This is a genomic window from Stenotrophomonas sp. Sm10, assembly GCF_030985515.1.
GTDB classification, from domain to species: Bacteria; Pseudomonadota; Gammaproteobacteria; order Xanthomonadales; family Xanthomonadaceae; genus Stenotrophomonas; species Stenotrophomonas hibiscicola.
The window spans coordinates 73,958-88,766 of record NZ_JAPTFO010000008.1 but is presented as its reverse complement, the minus strand read 5'-3'; the positions used below and the strand labels follow the sequence as shown (position 1 = coordinate 88,766).

Annotated in this window: 12 protein-coding genes; 1 reads left to right on the top strand and 11 read right to left on the bottom strand. The window is 67.3% G+C overall.

Going from position 1 to position 14,809, the window contains the following annotated elements:
- Positions 1-112 precede the first annotated feature (112 nt).
- The 9 genes from O0J15_RS04060 to O0J15_RS04020 all read right to left on the bottom strand — a co-directional run bounded on the left by O0J15_RS04060 (position 113) and on the right by O0J15_RS04020 (position 12,006).
- Positions 113-1,330: a D-alanyl-D-alanine carboxypeptidase family protein gene (locus O0J15_RS04060; RefSeq protein WP_134729964.1), complete on the bottom strand. Its 1,218-nt coding sequence runs from the start codon at positions 1,328-1,330 to the stop codon at positions 113-115.
- Positions 1,331-1,430: 100 nt separating this feature from the next.
- Positions 1,431-2,702, bottom strand: a complete 1,272-nt coding sequence (locus O0J15_RS04055) for a septal ring lytic transglycosylase RlpA family protein (RefSeq protein ID WP_019660679.1) — start codon at positions 2,700-2,702, stop codon at positions 1,431-1,433.
- Positions 2,699-3,844, bottom strand: coding sequence for a lytic murein transglycosylase B (gene mltB / locus O0J15_RS04050; protein WP_021203736.1), 1,146 nt, complete (start codon positions 3,842-3,844; stop codon positions 2,699-2,701). The genes O0J15_RS04055 and mltB overlap by 4 nt, the downstream gene beginning before the upstream one ends.
- A 986-nt stretch (positions 3,845-4,830) precedes the next feature.
- A complete protein-coding gene (rodA, locus tag O0J15_RS04045) occupies positions 4,831-5,925 on the bottom strand; it encodes a rod shape-determining protein RodA (protein ID WP_308305117.1) in 1,095 nt (364 codons plus the stop codon).
- A gap of 148 nt (positions 5,926-6,073) precedes the next feature.
- Positions 6,074-7,186: a rod shape-determining protein RodA gene (gene rodA / locus O0J15_RS04040; protein WP_019660682.1), complete on the bottom strand. Its 1,113-nt coding sequence runs from the start codon at positions 7,184-7,186 to the stop codon at positions 6,074-6,076.
- On the bottom strand, positions 7,183-9,255 hold the full coding sequence (gene mrdA, locus O0J15_RS04035; RefSeq protein ID WP_308305116.1) for a penicillin-binding protein 2: 2,073 nt from the start codon (positions 9,253-9,255) through the stop codon (positions 7,183-7,185). The genes rodA (O0J15_RS04040) and mrdA overlap by 4 nt, the downstream gene beginning before the upstream one ends.
- Before the next feature lie 3 nt (positions 9,256-9,258).
- Positions 9,259-9,744 carry a rod shape-determining protein MreD gene (gene mreD / locus O0J15_RS04030; RefSeq protein WP_019660684.1) on the bottom strand — a complete coding sequence of 162 codons (486 nt, stop codon included), beginning with the start codon at positions 9,742-9,744 and terminating at the stop codon, positions 9,259-9,261.
- Positions 9,741-10,838: a rod shape-determining protein MreC gene (gene mreC, locus O0J15_RS04025; RefSeq protein WP_049481455.1), complete on the bottom strand. Its 1,098-nt coding sequence runs from the start codon at positions 10,836-10,838 to the stop codon at positions 9,741-9,743. The genes mreD and mreC overlap by 4 nt, the downstream gene beginning before the upstream one ends.
- Positions 10,839-10,959: 121 nt before the next feature.
- Entirely contained in the window at positions 10,960-12,006 is a 1,047-nt protein-coding gene (locus tag O0J15_RS04020; protein WP_005419402.1) for a rod shape-determining protein, read from the bottom strand.
- A gap of 283 nt (positions 12,007-12,289) precedes the next feature.
- Here O0J15_RS04020 and O0J15_RS04015 point away from each other — a divergent pair, with 283 nt between their 5' ends.
- A complete protein-coding gene (locus tag O0J15_RS04015; RefSeq protein ID WP_180832219.1) occupies positions 12,290-13,228 on the top strand; it encodes a carbohydrate kinase family protein in 939 nt (312 codons plus the stop codon).
- A 220-nt stretch (positions 13,229-13,448) separates the two neighbouring features.
- Here the strand turns inward: O0J15_RS04015 and O0J15_RS04010 are convergent, their stop codons facing one another.
- Complete coding sequence (locus O0J15_RS04010; protein ID WP_308305118.1) at positions 13,449-14,069, bottom strand: HAD family hydrolase; 621 nt, start codon at positions 14,067-14,069, stop codon at positions 13,449-13,451.
- The gene (locus O0J15_RS04005; RefSeq protein WP_308305115.1) at positions 14,069-14,800 is read right to left on the bottom strand and encodes a hypothetical protein; all 732 of its coding nucleotides are present in this window, start codon (positions 14,798-14,800) and stop codon (positions 14,069-14,071) included. The genes O0J15_RS04010 and O0J15_RS04005 overlap by 1 nt, the downstream gene beginning before the upstream one ends.
- Positions 14,801-14,809: the final 9 nt, after the last annotated feature.

The window sequence follows — 14,809 nt, the reverse complement described above, 5'->3', positions numbered from 1 at the left end:
CCCCCCCCCCCCCCCCCCCCCCCCCCCCCCACTCCCCCCATCCGCATCCGACATCCCGGAACGAAAAGGCCGGCATACGCCGGCCTTTTCATTCACCACGCCGGGGCGTGGATCATTCCGATTCCCACCACATCCAGAAGCTGTCCCACAGGCGCTTGAAGAAGCCGGCCTGTTCGACGGCAGCCACGGCAACCAGCGGCGCTTCGGCGACGACCTTGCCGTCCAGCGTGACCTTCACGGTGCCGATCTGCTGGCCGGCAGTGAACGGTGCCTCCAGGGTCTTGGGCACGTCGATGCTCGGCTTCAGGTCGTTGTAGCGGCCGCGCGGCACGCTGACCAGCATCGGCTGCGCCACGCCCAGCTGCACCTTGTCGGCCGTGCCCTTCCAGACCTTGTGCTCGGCCACGGGCTTGCCCGGCTCGTACAGGCGGTGGGTCTCGAAGAAGCGGAAACCCCAGTTCAGCAGGGCCAGGCTGTCATCAGCGCGCTGCTTTTCCGACGCACCACCCAATACCACGGCGATCAGGCGCTGGTCGCCGCGCTGCGCCGAACTCATCAGGCAGTAACCGGCTTCGGAGGTGTGGCCGGTCTTGATGCCGTCGACGCTGCCATCTCGCCACAGCAGCAGGTTGCGGTTCGGCTGCTTGATGTTGCCGACCTGGAATTCCTTGATCTTGTTGTACGCGTAGGTTTCCGGGTAATCACGCACCATCGCGCGGCCCAGCAGTGCCAGGTCATAGGCGGTGCTGTGGTGGCCTTCGGCGGTCAGGCCGTGGGCGTTGACGAAGTGCGAGTTCTTCATGCCGATCTTGGCGGCGTAGCTGTTCATCAGCGACGCGAAGGCTTCTTCGCTGCCGGCCACATGCTCGGCCAGGGCGATCGCGGCGTCATTGCCGGACTGGATCGCCATGCCCTTTTCCATGTCTTCCAGGCGTGCGGTCTGATTGACCGGGAAGCCGCTGTAGCTGCCATCGGTGCCGGCGCCGCCTTCGCGCCATGCGCGCTCGCTCATCATCACCTGGTCATCCGCACGGACCTTGCCGTTCTTGACCTCGGCGGCAACCACGTAGGACGTCATCACCTTGGTGATGCTGGCCGGGGCCAGCTGCTCGTGGATGTTTTCGCCAGCCAGCACCTGGCCGGTGGCGTAGTCCATCAGCACCCAGGCCTTGGATACGCTCGGCACCGGCGCCGGGGGGGTGGCAACGGTGGCCGGGGCAGCGGCGGCGGCAGGCGCAGGCGTGGCCGGGGTCGGCAGCGGCGTCTGGGCGGAAGCCAGGCCCACCACCAGGGTGGCGGCCAGGGCGGTGGCGGCGGAACGGAAATTCATTGGACAGCAGGCTCCAGGGGACGGCCAGGAATGGAGGGTGGAACGAAGCGGCCATTGTAAGGCCGGGCGAGCCTGGGCCGGCAGCACCAGCCCAGGCGGGTCAATCCTTGACGATCTGCGGCGAACCCAGGCCCAGACCGGCGATGCGGCCGACAAGTTCCGCGGCACTGGCATGGTCGCTGGCGGGAACGCGCAGCCGGAACAGGGTGCGGCCACCGGCGGCGATGTCGCTGATGGTCGCGCCGACAATGCCGGCCGCGTTGAGCTGGCCCATCGCGCGGTTGGCATTGTCGCGGCTGGAGAAGCTGGCGACCTGCACCATCACCGCGCCGACCACCTGCTGCGACAGGCTTGGGGCTGCTGCGGTGGCGGGCACCGTACGCACTGCGGCCGGCGCGACCGTGCGCGGCGCGGCGCTGGCGACTGCAACCGGCGCCATTGTGGGGCTGCGCACCGGCGGTGCGCTCGGCGGCAGGCTGCTGACCGCCACGTCCGGCACCGCGCTGGCCACGCCCTGTGTGGTGGCCGGCTGGCCACGCGCAGGCGTGGCGTCGGCCGGAAGGCGCTTGACCAGGCGATCGATGTCGCTGTCGGCGGTGGCACGCGCAGCCGTTACCGGGCGCGTACTGGCCGCCGCGACAGCCGTTTCGGCGGCACGGCGCTCGCGGCGCGACGGCTTCTGCGCCAGCAGGTTGCCCTCGCCCGGCTGCAACGCGCGCACCTCCACATTGCCGGTACCGCGCTGGGTGATGCCCAGCCGCACTGCGGCTGCATAACTGAGGTCGACCACACGGCCATCATGGAACGGGCCACGGTCGTTGACGCGCACGATCACCGACTCGCCGTTGTCCAGGTTGGTCACACGGGCGAAGCTGGGCAGCGGCAGCGTCTTGTGCGCGGCGGTGAACTGGTACATGTCGTAGACCTCGCGGTTGGAGGTCAGGCGGCCGTGGAACTTGGCGCCGTAGTACGACGCGGTACCGCGCTCGACATAGTTGCGGGTGTCGTCGAGCACCTTGTACGACTTGCCCAGCACCACGTACGGCGACTTGTTGCCGATGGCCGAACGCTCTTCGGCGGTCACTTCCGGCTCGGGAATGCAGGCGACGTTGGGAATGTAGTCCGGGGTGCTGTCGCGCACGCCTGGCTTGTACAGCCCCCCGGCGGTGTAGTTGCCGCGCGTGTTCGGGTCTTCCTTGGCCGCGGCATAGGGCGAGCCTTCCGGGCAATGCGCCGGGCGCGAGCCCCGACCCTGCACCACCGTGCCGCTGGGCTTGCCACCGTGGCCGGCCGTGGCCGGCTTCTTCGGCGCACTGCTGCAGGCAGCCAGCGCGAGGACGATCAAGCTCGGGACCAGCCATCTGATGTTCATGCCGGGGGCAGCTCCTGTCCGGCGATGGCCTGCGACAACTGGAACACGGCCATCGCGTACATCTTCGAGAGGTTGTAGCGGGTGATCGCGTAGTAGTTCTGGAAGCCCAGCCAGTACTGCTTGCCGGTGCTGCCCTCAAGCGTGATCGGCGTTGCGGTGGCGCCCGGCTGCACCGCAGCGCTGGGCTGGTAGCCGCGCTGGGCCAGGTCGGCCAGCGACCAGGTCGGCATCCATTCGGTCGGGTTGAACTCCTCGCGACCCGGCGCCAGCGTGGCCGGTACGGCCACCTGGCCACCACGGACCCAGCCGCCCTTCTTCACGAAATAATTGGCGATGGACGAGAACACATCGTCGTAGCTGGTGAACAGGTCGCGACGGCCATCGCCATTACCGTCCACGGCGTAATCGAGATAGCTGGACGGCATGAACTGGCCCATGCCCATCGCACCGGCATAGCTGCCCTTGAGCGTGGTGATGTCCAGCTTTTCCTCACGGCCCAGCTCGAACAGCTTGGCCAGCTCATCGCGGAAGAACAGCTCGCGGCGCACTTCGCGTTCCAGCTTGGCCGGGTCGCCACTGCGCGGGTAGTAGAACGCCAGCGTGTACAGCGCATCGAGCACGCGGTGGTTGCCGGCATTTTTCCCGTAACTGGTCTCCACGCCGATGATCGCCACGATCACCTCGGCCGGCACGCCGGTGCGCTGCTGCACGCGATCCAGTTCGGCACGATGCTGGGCCAGGAACGCGCGGCCGCCATCGATGCGTGCCTTGCTGATGAACATCGGCCGGTATTCGTTCCACGGTTTGACCCGTTCGGCCGGACGCGACATGGCGGCGATGATCGGCTGGCGCACCTGCGCCTGGTCGAGCACGCTGCTGATCTGCTCCGGCCTCAGGCCATAGCGCTTGGCGGTATCGGCAATGAAGCGGGCCCGTGCAACCTCGAACGGCACCGGGGTGAGATCGACCGGCGGTGCGGTGGCGGCAGCGGCTTCAGGCGCGGCCTCGGCCGGACCATGGGCCTTGGCGGACGGCTGGCGCGGCGTGCTGCTGGCCTGCGGCGAAGACGGTGGGGACTTCGGCTGGGTCGCGCAGGCGACCAGGCCGAGGGTGAGCATGCAGGCCAGAGTGCGTCGAATCATCGTCGCAGGTTAGCAGGTCATGGATGAATTAAAACCCCTAACACCATGAATCACAACGATTTGCGCCCGTTCAGCGGGAAATGTGAAGACGTCGTGATCGGGCTTCCCCATTCAGATAGAGGTGGCCGGTTGCGTCCCCATCCCCGCAGACGCAACCGGCGACCGGATCCGGTCGATACCTGCGCGGCTGCCGCTCCCCAGTGGCAGTGCCCCGCGCTCCCTGTATCCGTTGGATCAGTACTGCTCCCGCCCGACGCCCCCTCGCGCTGCATCGATTGACGGCGCGCCGTGCCGAACGGGCCGCCATTGTGCAGGCCGATTACGACAAGTCCATTGATCAAGATCAACGCGGCGTAAAAGTGTGAACCAGCTAACGTTTTTTGCGGACTTTGGTCAGCGGGTGTGCTGCCGTGCATCGTTGTGAGAACGATTCCACAACGGGCGTTGCGCAGAGTCAGGAAGTTTCCAGCCAACGGCGCTGCCCCTGGTGGGTGGTGTCTGGGTGGTCGCGGAAAGGAGAAGCCGCGGGTGGGCCGGTCGGGTTGGGTGCGCGGGGGACGCCGTGAATCCGTCCCTGGAGGCTTGGCAGCCGCATCCATGCGGCTGACACCCCCGCGTACCCAACCCGACCGGCCTCTGACAGATTTCGGAGGTCTGCCACCCACGGAGAAGAAAAAGAAGATCAAAAGATCGCGACGCTGCGCTTGCTCGTGACCCGAGCATGGATCGGCTCTACACAAGGCAATGAAGCGACCCGCCAGGCCGCCTTTGCTTTTGATCTTCTTTTTCTTCTCCGGGGGAGACGCGCACGGAACCTGTCCGTGGCCGGGTAGATGGGCTGCGCAGGGGCGTGAGCCGCATGGATGCGGCGACCGAGCTTACATGGATGTACTTGCAGCGTCCCCTGCGCGGCCCATCTACCCGGCCCCACCCATGAACTGCTTTGCGCGGTCATCCACGAGGGGCTGCGCCGTTGGCTGGAAACCCTATCCCCCGTGCACGGGTCGGTGCCCGCGCACCGCTATCACCAGCCCGATACCCGCCAGCAGCGACACCGCCGAGGTACCGCCATAACTGATCAACGGCATCGGAATGCCCACCACCGGCAGCAGGCCGGAAATCATCCCGCCGTTCACCAGTACGTACACGAAGAACGCCAACCCCAGGCTGCCGGCCAGCAACCTTGCGTGCGTGTCGCGGGCGTGCACCGCGATCCACAGGCAGCGGCCGACCACGAACAGGTACAGCGCAAACACGGTGGCCACGCCGATCCAGCCGAACTCTTCGGCCAGCACCGAGAACGCGAAGTCCGTGGTGTACTCAGGCAGGAAGTCCAGCGTGGCCTGGGTGCCCTGCCCCCAGCCACGACCCTGCCAGCCACCGGAACCGATCGCGATGCGTGACTGCAGGATGTTCCAGCCGGTGCCGAGCGGGTCTGCCGCCGGATCGAGGAAGGTCAGCACGCGATCCTTCTGGTACTGACGCAACAGACCGAACCATGCCAGGGGTGCGGCCACCGCAAGCCCTGTTGCCCCGGTCGCCACCCATCCCCAGTGCAGGCCCGCCAGCAACAAGGCGAACACGCCGCTGGCGGTGACCAGCGTTGCGGTACCGAGGTTGGGCTGCATCAGGATCAGTACTGCAGGCATGCCGATCAGCACCGCAGCCGTCAGTACCGTGCGTGGCGACGGCGGCAGCGGTTGGCGATGCAGGTACCAGGCCATCATCAGCGGCAGGCTGAGCTTGAGCAGTTCGGACGGTTGCAGGTAGAACACGCCGAGGTTGAGCCAGCGCTGCCCGTATTTGCCGGTGCCGACCACGTAGACCGCCATCAGCGGCAGCATCGACAACGCATACAACGCTGGTGTCCACGCCCGCAGGCGCAGCAGCGAAACACGCGACAGCAGCCACATCGCCACCAGGCCACCGGCAAAGCGCGCCGCCTGCCCGGCCACGGGGCCGGACACGCTGTGCAGCACCGCCAGGCCGACGCCCATCAGGATCAACAACGCAACCAGCAACGGCAGATCGATCGTGCGCACCGCCTCACGGCAGCCGCCAAGCAGTCGTTTCCATTCCACACGGCCACGGTAGCAATGCGTGCTTGCGTGAAGCTGTCAGCGCGGTGCCGCATTTGTAGAGTCGAGCCATGCCCGACTGCCTTCCATACAGCAGAAGCAGCCGAGCATGGCTCGGCTCTACAAGAATCAGGAGCAGGAAGCGCGGCGGCTAGCCGTAGCCGCCGTGCACCGGGTTGTGGCTGCGCACCGCCATCACCAGGCCGAAGCCGGCCAGCAGTGACACCGCCGAGGTACCGCCGTAACTGATCAGCGGCATCGGCACGCCCACCACCGGCAGCAGGCCGGAAATCATCCCGCCGTTGACCAGTACGTAGACGAAGAATGCCAGTCCGGTGGCCCCGGCAAGCAGGCGCGAATAGGAATCGCGCGATTGGCTGGCAATCCACAGGCAACGCCCGATCACCAGCAGGTACAGCGCCAGCACGGTGGCCACGCCGATCCAGCCGAATTCCTCGCTCAGCACCGAGAACGCGAAGTCGGTGGTCTGCTCGGGAATGAAGTTCAGGTGCGACTGCGAGCCCTCGCCCCAGCCCTTGCCATCGAAGCCCCCGGAACCGATCGCGATCTTCGACTGGATGATGTTCCAGCCGGCGCCAAGCGCGTCCATTTCCGGGTCCAGGAACATCATGATGCGGTCCTTCTGGTACGGCCGCAGCAGCCAGAACCAGGCCACCGGCGCGACCGCGGCCACGCCGCCTACGCCCAGCCCGACCCACCACCACGGCAGGCCTGCCAGCAGCAGCACGAACACGCCACTGGCGGCGATCAGCACACCGGTGCCGAAGTCCGGCTGCAGCATCACCAGGCCGGTCGGTACGCCGATGATGACCAAGGCCACGAGCACGGTATTGAAGCGCGGTGGCAGCGGCATCCTGTGCAGGTACCAGGCCACCATCATCGGCAGGCTCACCTTCAGCAGCTCGGCCGGCTGCAGGTAGAAGAACTTCAGGTCCAGCCACTGCCGGCCATACTTGCCGGTGCCGAGCACGAACACCGCCAGCAACGGAATCATCGAGATCGCATAGATCATCGGCGTGGCCGAGCGGATGCGCAGGATAGGCACGCGCGAGATGCCCCACAGCGCCGCCATGCCCACCGCGAAGCGCGCGCCCTGGGCCATCACCAGGCTGTCGCCTCCGGCACTCTTCAGGGTCGCCAGGCCGATCACCATCAGCGCGCCGAGGGCCAGGCACAGCACCCAGTCCAGCGTACTGAAGAAGCGGCGCAGCATGTCGCCGGCCCAACGCAGGAACACTCTCATCGTGCGGGCTCCGCAGGGGTCGGCCGTGGCGTGGCCGGCAACGCGGCGGCCTGCGCATCCGGCTGCGGCGCGGGTGCAGGCGCCGGTGCAGGCACGCCGATCAGCACCGGATGTTCTCCCACCTGTGCAGCGGCAAGGTCGCCGGCCTGGCGCGCGCTCGCGTCTTCGTTGTCGAACGCGGTGGCGCCGATGGCAGTGGTGCCGCGCTCGCTGTCCAGCGGCTGCATGCCTTCGGGCATCTTGCCCAGCAGGTAGGCATCGAACACCTTGCGGGCGATCGGCGCCGCGGCTGAACCACCGTAGCCACCGCCTTCCACCGCCACCGCAATCGCGATCACCGGGTTTTCGACCGGCGCGAAGCCAACGAACAGCGCGCGGTGGCGCAGGTGCATCGGCAGGCTCTTCGGGTTCACTGCAGCAGTGCCCTTGCGGCTGATGACCTGTGCGGTACCGGTCTTGCCAGCCATCACGTACGGCGCACCCACCGCCACGCGCCAGCCGCTGCCGCCGGGCCGCATGGTCGCCATCATGCCCTCGCGCACGGCCTGCACGTTGTTGGGGTTGGGGCTGATCGGCTTGCTTTCGCCGGCCGGCATTGCCGTCCAGTCGCTGTCGAATCCTTCGCGCTGCTGGATCACCAGGTGCGGGGTGCGCAGCTGGCCGTCGGCCAGCGCGCTGACGCCGCGCGCCAGCTGCAGCGGGGTGACCTTCCAGTCGCCCTGGCCGATGCTGATGTTGACCGTGTCGCCCGGGAACCAGGCTTCCTTGCGGGTCTTCCGCTTGTAGGCCGGCGACGGCAGGATGCCGCCGATTTCGCCGGTGAGGTCGATGCCGGTCGGCTGGCCGAAGCCGTAGTACTCCATGTAATGGTCGAAGCGCTCGATGCCCAGGTCCAGCGCCAGCTTGTAGTAATAGGTATTGACCGATTCGGCGATCGACTTGCGCAGGTCGGTCCAGCCGTGGCCGCCGCGATGCGCATCACCCCAGCCACGTGAAGTGCCGGGCAGGTAGAACATGCCGGTGGACAGCACCTTGTCTTCCGGGCGGCGCACGCCCGAATCCAGGCCGGCCAGGCCGATCAGGGGTTTCAGCGTGGAACCGGGGGCGACGCCACCGAGCACCAGGCGGTTGAACTGCGGCCGCGACGGGTTTTCGTTCAATGCCTTGAAGTCGGCATGGGAAATGCCGTTGACGAACAGGTTGGGGTCGTAGGACGGCAGGCTGACCATCGCCAGCACTTCGCCGGTACGCGGGTCCATCGCCACCGCCGAGCCTTCCTGGTCGCCGAAGGCAGCCACCATCGCGCGCTGCAGGTCGGCGTCGATCGACAGCCGCAGGTCCGCACCGGACTGCGCGGCCACCCGGCCGATGGTGCGGATCGCGCGGCCCTGCACGTTGGTCTCGACCTGTTCATAGCCGACCCGGCCACGCAGCTGCTGCTCGTAATAGCGCTCCAGGCCGGATTTGCCGATGTGGGTCAGCGCGGCATTACCTTCGCCGAGGATTTCCAGATCCTTGTCATCGACGCGACCGACGTAGCCGATGATGTGCGCGAACAGATCGCCATACGGGTAGCGCCGGGTCAGGTAGGGTTCCAGCTCGACCCCCGGGAAACGCCAGCGGTCGACGGCAAAGCGCGCCATCTCCTCGTCGCTCATGCGCAGCTTCAGCGTGACCGGCAGGAACTTGCGGCGCGCCTTGCGCGACTTGTTGAACGCTTCCAGCTCTTCCGGGCTGATGTTGATGATCTTCGCCAGCCCTTCCAGGGTGGCGTCCATGTCCTTGACCTTGTCCGGGGTCACGTCCAGGCGGAACGCCGGCACGTTCTCGGCCAGCAGGCGGCCATTGCGGTCGTAGATCATGCCGCGCCCGGGCACCACCGGCCGCGGCTTGATGCGGTTGGCTTCCGAGCGCGTGGCATAGATGTCGTGGTCAAGCACCTGCAGCTTGAAGTACCAGCCGCCCAGCCCCAGCAGGCAGACCAGCACGCCCAGGAAACCGAGCGCCGCGCGACGGCGGAACTGCTCGGCTTCGGCGTGTGGATTCTTGACCTGGCGGCGCGGAATCATGGCTCAGCGCCCGCGCTTGCCGAAGCGCACCGCGTCCAGCAGCACGAACACCAGCGGCCACAGGCCCATGCCCAGCAGCGGGGCCCACCAGTACGACCACGGCAGGGTCGGTTCGCCCACCAGGATGTGCACCAGTGCGCTGACGATGCGGTCGTTGAACAGCAGGCCGCCGATGGCCAGCATCTGCTGCGACATCGGGAAGAAGCGGATGCGCGCGCGGAAGCGCTGCAGGATGAAAGCCAGCATCACCAGCCGCAGTGCCTGCTCGCCGAGGACACCGCCGTACAGCAGGTCGGCGATGACGCCGCTGGCGAAGGCGATGCCCAGGCCGACGCGCTCGGGCGCTTCGATGACCCAGTACGCCAGCACCAGCGCCAGCCAGTACGGGCGCAGCGGCTGCAGCAGCGCCGGCAACGGCAGCAGGCCCAGCAGCAGCGCCACCACCAGGCTGGCCGGCAGCACCCATGGCTTGTCGCGCAGGCGGCTCATCGCTGCGCCTCCGGCGTGGTCGGTTGCCGGCCAGCGGCCGGCACTACCGGGGCAGCAGGATCAGGGGAGGATGCGGGGGCAACAGACCTCGTTTGCGACGAGGGCTGTTGCCGGCCAGCGGCCGGCACTACCGGGGCGCTGACCGGAGCTGGCGTCGTTGCCGCTGGCGCGGTTCCCACGGGCACGGTGGCGCCGGTGGCCGGGCCACCCGGGGCGGTTTCTTCCAGCTGCAGGCGCAGCTCCGGCGGAATGCGGATCGCCGCGCCCGGGCGCAGCAGCAGCACGTCGCGGCCGCGGTCGAGCTGCGCCGCCGGCTTCAGTTCGCCGACCAGGAACGCATGGGTGTCGTCCGGTCGCAGGCCGGTGATGGTGCCGACCGGGAAGCCGGCCGGGAAACGACCGCCAAGACCGGAGGTGACGATCTCATCGCCCACTTCCACCCCGGCGCTGAGCGGAATATCGCGCAGTTCCAGCGTGTCGCCGCGGCCATAGACGATCAGGCGAACGCCGTTGCGGGCCACGGTGACCGGCACGGCATGGTCAGGGTCGGTCAGCAACAGCACGGTAGAGGTGCCGCCGGTGACGCTGATCACCTGGCCCATCAGGCCGCCGGCGTCGATCACCGCCTGGCCGACATGCACGCCCTCGCGGCTGCCGGCATCGAGTACCAGGCGCTGTTTGACCGGGTCCAGGTCGATGTCCAGGATCGGCGCCAGCTGCACGTCCAGGCCACTGCGCTCGGCCACGTTCAGCAGTTCGCGCAGCTGGGCATTGTCCAGTGCGGCGGTCTGCAGGCGGGTCAGGCGCGCGTTGGCCAGCAGCAGCTGGTTGCGCAGTTCGCGGTTCTCGGCGACCAGCTGGCTGTGGCTGGCGGCAGAATCCTTGACCTGGTTGCCGAGCTTGCCGGGCAGGCCGGCCAGTGCCCAGACCGGCTGCACCAGGCTGTTGGCCTGCTCGCGCAGGCGCGCCAGCCAGCCGGCCTGGTCATCGAGCACGATCAGCGTGATGGCCAACGCGAGATAGGCCAGCAACCGCAGGGGGCTGGCGGCATCACCGGATCGGGAGGCGACGGGAGGACCGGCGTAGGGCGGCACGGCAACGATTCATCTGGCAGAAGGCGGAAGGGAAACACGCGGGCGCCCCGCCGGTGCCGGCCCGCCATCACGGCGGGCCGCACCCCGGAAGGGCGCGGCGGGCAGGAACGGCCGGGACGGCTTATTCCGGCGCAAAGAACTCGTTGCCGTGCATGTCCACCAGCTCCAGCGCACGACCGCCGCCGCGGGCCACGCAGGTCAGCGGATCGTCGGCCACCTGCACGTGCAGGCCGGTTTCCTCGGAGATCAGGCGGTCCAGGTCGCGCAGCAGGGCGCCGCCACCGGTCAGCACGATGCCGCGCTCGGCGACGTCGGCGCACAGTTCCGGCGGGGTCTGCTCCAGCGCCAGCTTCACCGCGCTGACGATGCCCGACAGCGGTTCGTGCAGGGCCTCGAGCACCTCGTTGGAGCTGATCTTGATCATCTTCGGCACGCCCTCGGCGAGGTTGCGGCCGGAGATTTCCATCTCGATCACTTCCGCCTGCGGGTAGGCGCAGCCCAGCTCGACCTTGATGCGCTCGGCGGTGGCTTCACCGATCAGCATGCCGTGGTTGCGGCGCACGTAGTTGGTGATGGACTCGTCGAAGCGGTCGCCGCCGATGCGGACCGAGGCCGAATAGACGATGCCGTTGAGCGAGATCACCGCCACTTCGGTGGTGCCGCCGCCGATGTCGATGACCATCGAGCCACGGGCTTCGGTGACCGGCATGCCGGCGCCGATCGCGGCGGCCATCGGCTCTTCGATCAGGAACACGTCACGGGCACCGGCTTCCTCGGCCGATTCCTTGATCGCGCGGCGCTCGACCTGGGTCGAACCGGCCGGCACGCAGACCAGCACGCGCGGGCTCGGGCGCAGCACGCGCGACTTGTGCACCTTCTTGATGAAGTGCTTGAGCATCGCCTCGGTGTAGGTGAAGTCGGCGATGACGCCGTCCTTCATCGGGCGGATGGTGGTGATGTGGCCCGGGGTACGGCCCAGCATCTGCTTGGCTTCGGCGCCTACGGCTGCCACCGAGCGGGTGCCACCGATGGCACGGTCCTGGCGCACGGCCACGACCGATGGCTCGTTCAGTACGATCCCCTGCCCGCGCACGTAGATGAGGGTGTTGGCCGTGCCCAGGTCGATGGACAGGTCGTTGGAGAACATGCCACGGAGTTTCTTGAACATCTGAGGAAGGAGTCCTGAGGGGTGTCGTGCCCGCCGCGGGATGGCGAAAAAATGGGCAGAAATCGAGGCCGACAAGCCTAGCAACCCGCCTGCCGCCGAGCAAGGAAAAAACTAGCTGAACCCGCGTCTTCACAGGCTTTCGGCCTGATCAGGTCTCACCCGGTTCTGGCCCTGAGCGGCACCAGCGGGTAACCTTTGCGCCGTCGGGCGCCCAAGGGCGCCGTTTGCTTGCCCGCTGAACCGGGCCGGCCCACCCCAAAATTCACCGCATAGGCTTACATCGATGTCCGCTCTGATCTGTGGTTCTCTTGCCTTCGACACCATCATGGTGTTCCCGGACCAGTTCAAGAATCACATCCTGCCGGACAAGGTGCACATCCTGAACGTGTCGTTCCTGGTCCCACGCATGCGCCGCGAGTTCGGCGGCTGCGCCGGCAACATCGCCTACAACCTGCACCTGCTGGGTGGCCGGCCGATCCCGATGGGCACGGTGGGATCGGACTTCGGCCCGTACCGCGAGTACTTCGAAGGCCTGGGCATCGACCTGTCGCGCGTGCGCGTGATCGATGAGCTGTTCACCCCGCAGGCGTTCATCACCACCGATCACGACAACAACCAGATCACCGCCTTCCACCCGGGCGCGATGATGCGTTCCTACGAGAACCACGTGCGTGGCGTGCCGGGCGTGACCCTGGGCCTGGTCGGCCCGGACGGCCGCGAAGGCATGATCCAGAACGCGCAGGAATTCCACGAGGACGGCATCCCGTTCATCTTCGACCCGGGCCAGGCCATGCCGCTGTTCAACGGCCCGGAGCTGCGCGCGTTCATCGATCAGGCCGACTACGTGGTGGTCAACGACTACGAGTCGAACCTGCTGCAGGAGCGCACCGGCTGGGACGAAAAGGAGATCGTCAGCCGGGTCAAGGCCTACATCACCACCCGTGGCCCGAAGGGTGCGGTCATCCACACCCCGGAAAAGAGCTACGACATCCCGCCGGCGCACGAGCGCCGCGTGGTCGACCCGACCGGCTGTGGCGACGCCTTCCGCGCCGGCCTGATCTACGGCATCCAGAAGGGCTACGACTGGCTGACCATCGGCCGCATGGGCAACCTGATGGGCGCGCTGAAGGTCGAACACCCGGGCACGCAGAACCAGCGCTTCACCTTCGATGAGTTCAACGAGCAGTTCAAGCAGCAATTTGGCTACGCGCTTAGCGCGTAACCAAATTGCTCGCGCATTCCACCTTATCCCCGCGCCTTCGGCGCGCCCCCTTGAACAACACGGGGGCTTTCCACCCGATGCGCTGCTGGGAATGCTGTTGGTAGGTGTCGACCTTGGTCGACACACTGTTTGATTCCTGTAGAGCCGAGCCATGCTCGGCTTGCGCGCGCCAGCGCGATCTGACCGGAGAGCAGCCGAGCGTGGGCTCGGCTCTACATCATCAGGCGCCCTGCCAGGCAGCCAACAAGGCGCGGCAATCGGCGAAATGCCAGTCGGCACGGCCCGGCCACGGATTTTCCGGCAGATTGACCAGCACGGTGTGCGTGCCTGCGGCACGGCCGCACTCCAGGTCGTAGGCGTGGTCACCGACCATCACTGCCTCCGCAGCCCCGATCCCCCAACGCCGCAGATGCTGCTGCAGGCCATCCGGTGAGGGTTTGGGCACCGCTTCATCGCGGCCGATGATGTCGGCATCGTCGAACAACGCCCCGACCCCGATCGCGTCCAAGGTCAGCTTCGCCAGCGCATGATCATTGCGGGTCAGGATGCCGAGCCGGCAGCCTGCCGCCGACAACGCGCGCAGCAGCTTCAGCGCACCCGGTGCCGGCAGTGCGTCCGCGGCCAGCGCGCGCTCATGATCCAGCAGCCACGCGCGCTTGGCCTGCGCCGGTGCGTCCGGCAAGGCCGCAATATGGTCAAGGATGTCTTCCTCGGCCGCGATCTTCAGCGCGCGGCGGATCGCGGCGAAATCATGCACGGCCACGGTCAGCGTGCCATCCATGTCGAACACCCAGTGCCGGATCGCGGACAACGCGTGCACGGCGCTGCCCGCCGCAACGATCACTGCCACCACTGCGGCATGCGGCTGGCGTCGACGCCACCGGTTTCGAACACAGCGGTGCGGGTGCCACCGGCCTTGACCGGGAACTCGATGCTGATCGATTTGCCCTTGCGCGCCAGCTTCCACAGCGCCTTCTGATCGGTGATGAACAGGGCGATGGCTTCATCGGTCTTCGGGCGCCACGCGGCCATCGACACCGGCTTGCCGTCGTCCACGGTCACTTTCACCGTGCACTGCGGGCAACGGAAATCGCCGGCCTGCAGCACCAGATACGCATGCCGCTTCCACTCCGGATGATCGCGGAACACCAGCTGCACCGGCTTGGCGCCGCTGCCATCCACGTCCACCCGTTCCTTGCTGTAGATCTGCGCCGAAACCTGGTTGCCCTTGTTGCCCACCGGGATCTGGTTGTACTGCCACAGTGCCTGCATGCGGCGCAGGTCGCGCGCGGCATCGCCCTTGGCCTTGACCTCGTCGAAGCCTGCGGCGATGCGCTCGGCGGCCGCGGTGTCCTTGTACTGGTCCAGCAGCGAGGCGCCGTGCAGGCGCGCGCGCTCCCAGTCCTGCGCGGCCACGGCCATGTCGTACTGCTTGGCCACGTCTTCGGCCTTGGCCTCCTTCTGCACCTGCACGGCGGCTGCGGCGGCTTCCTGCGCCTTGCGTTCTTCCTCGGGGTTGCTGCAGGCGGCCAGCGCCAGCGCGCAGGCGGTGAGCAGGATCAGTCGTTTCATGGCGGAGGT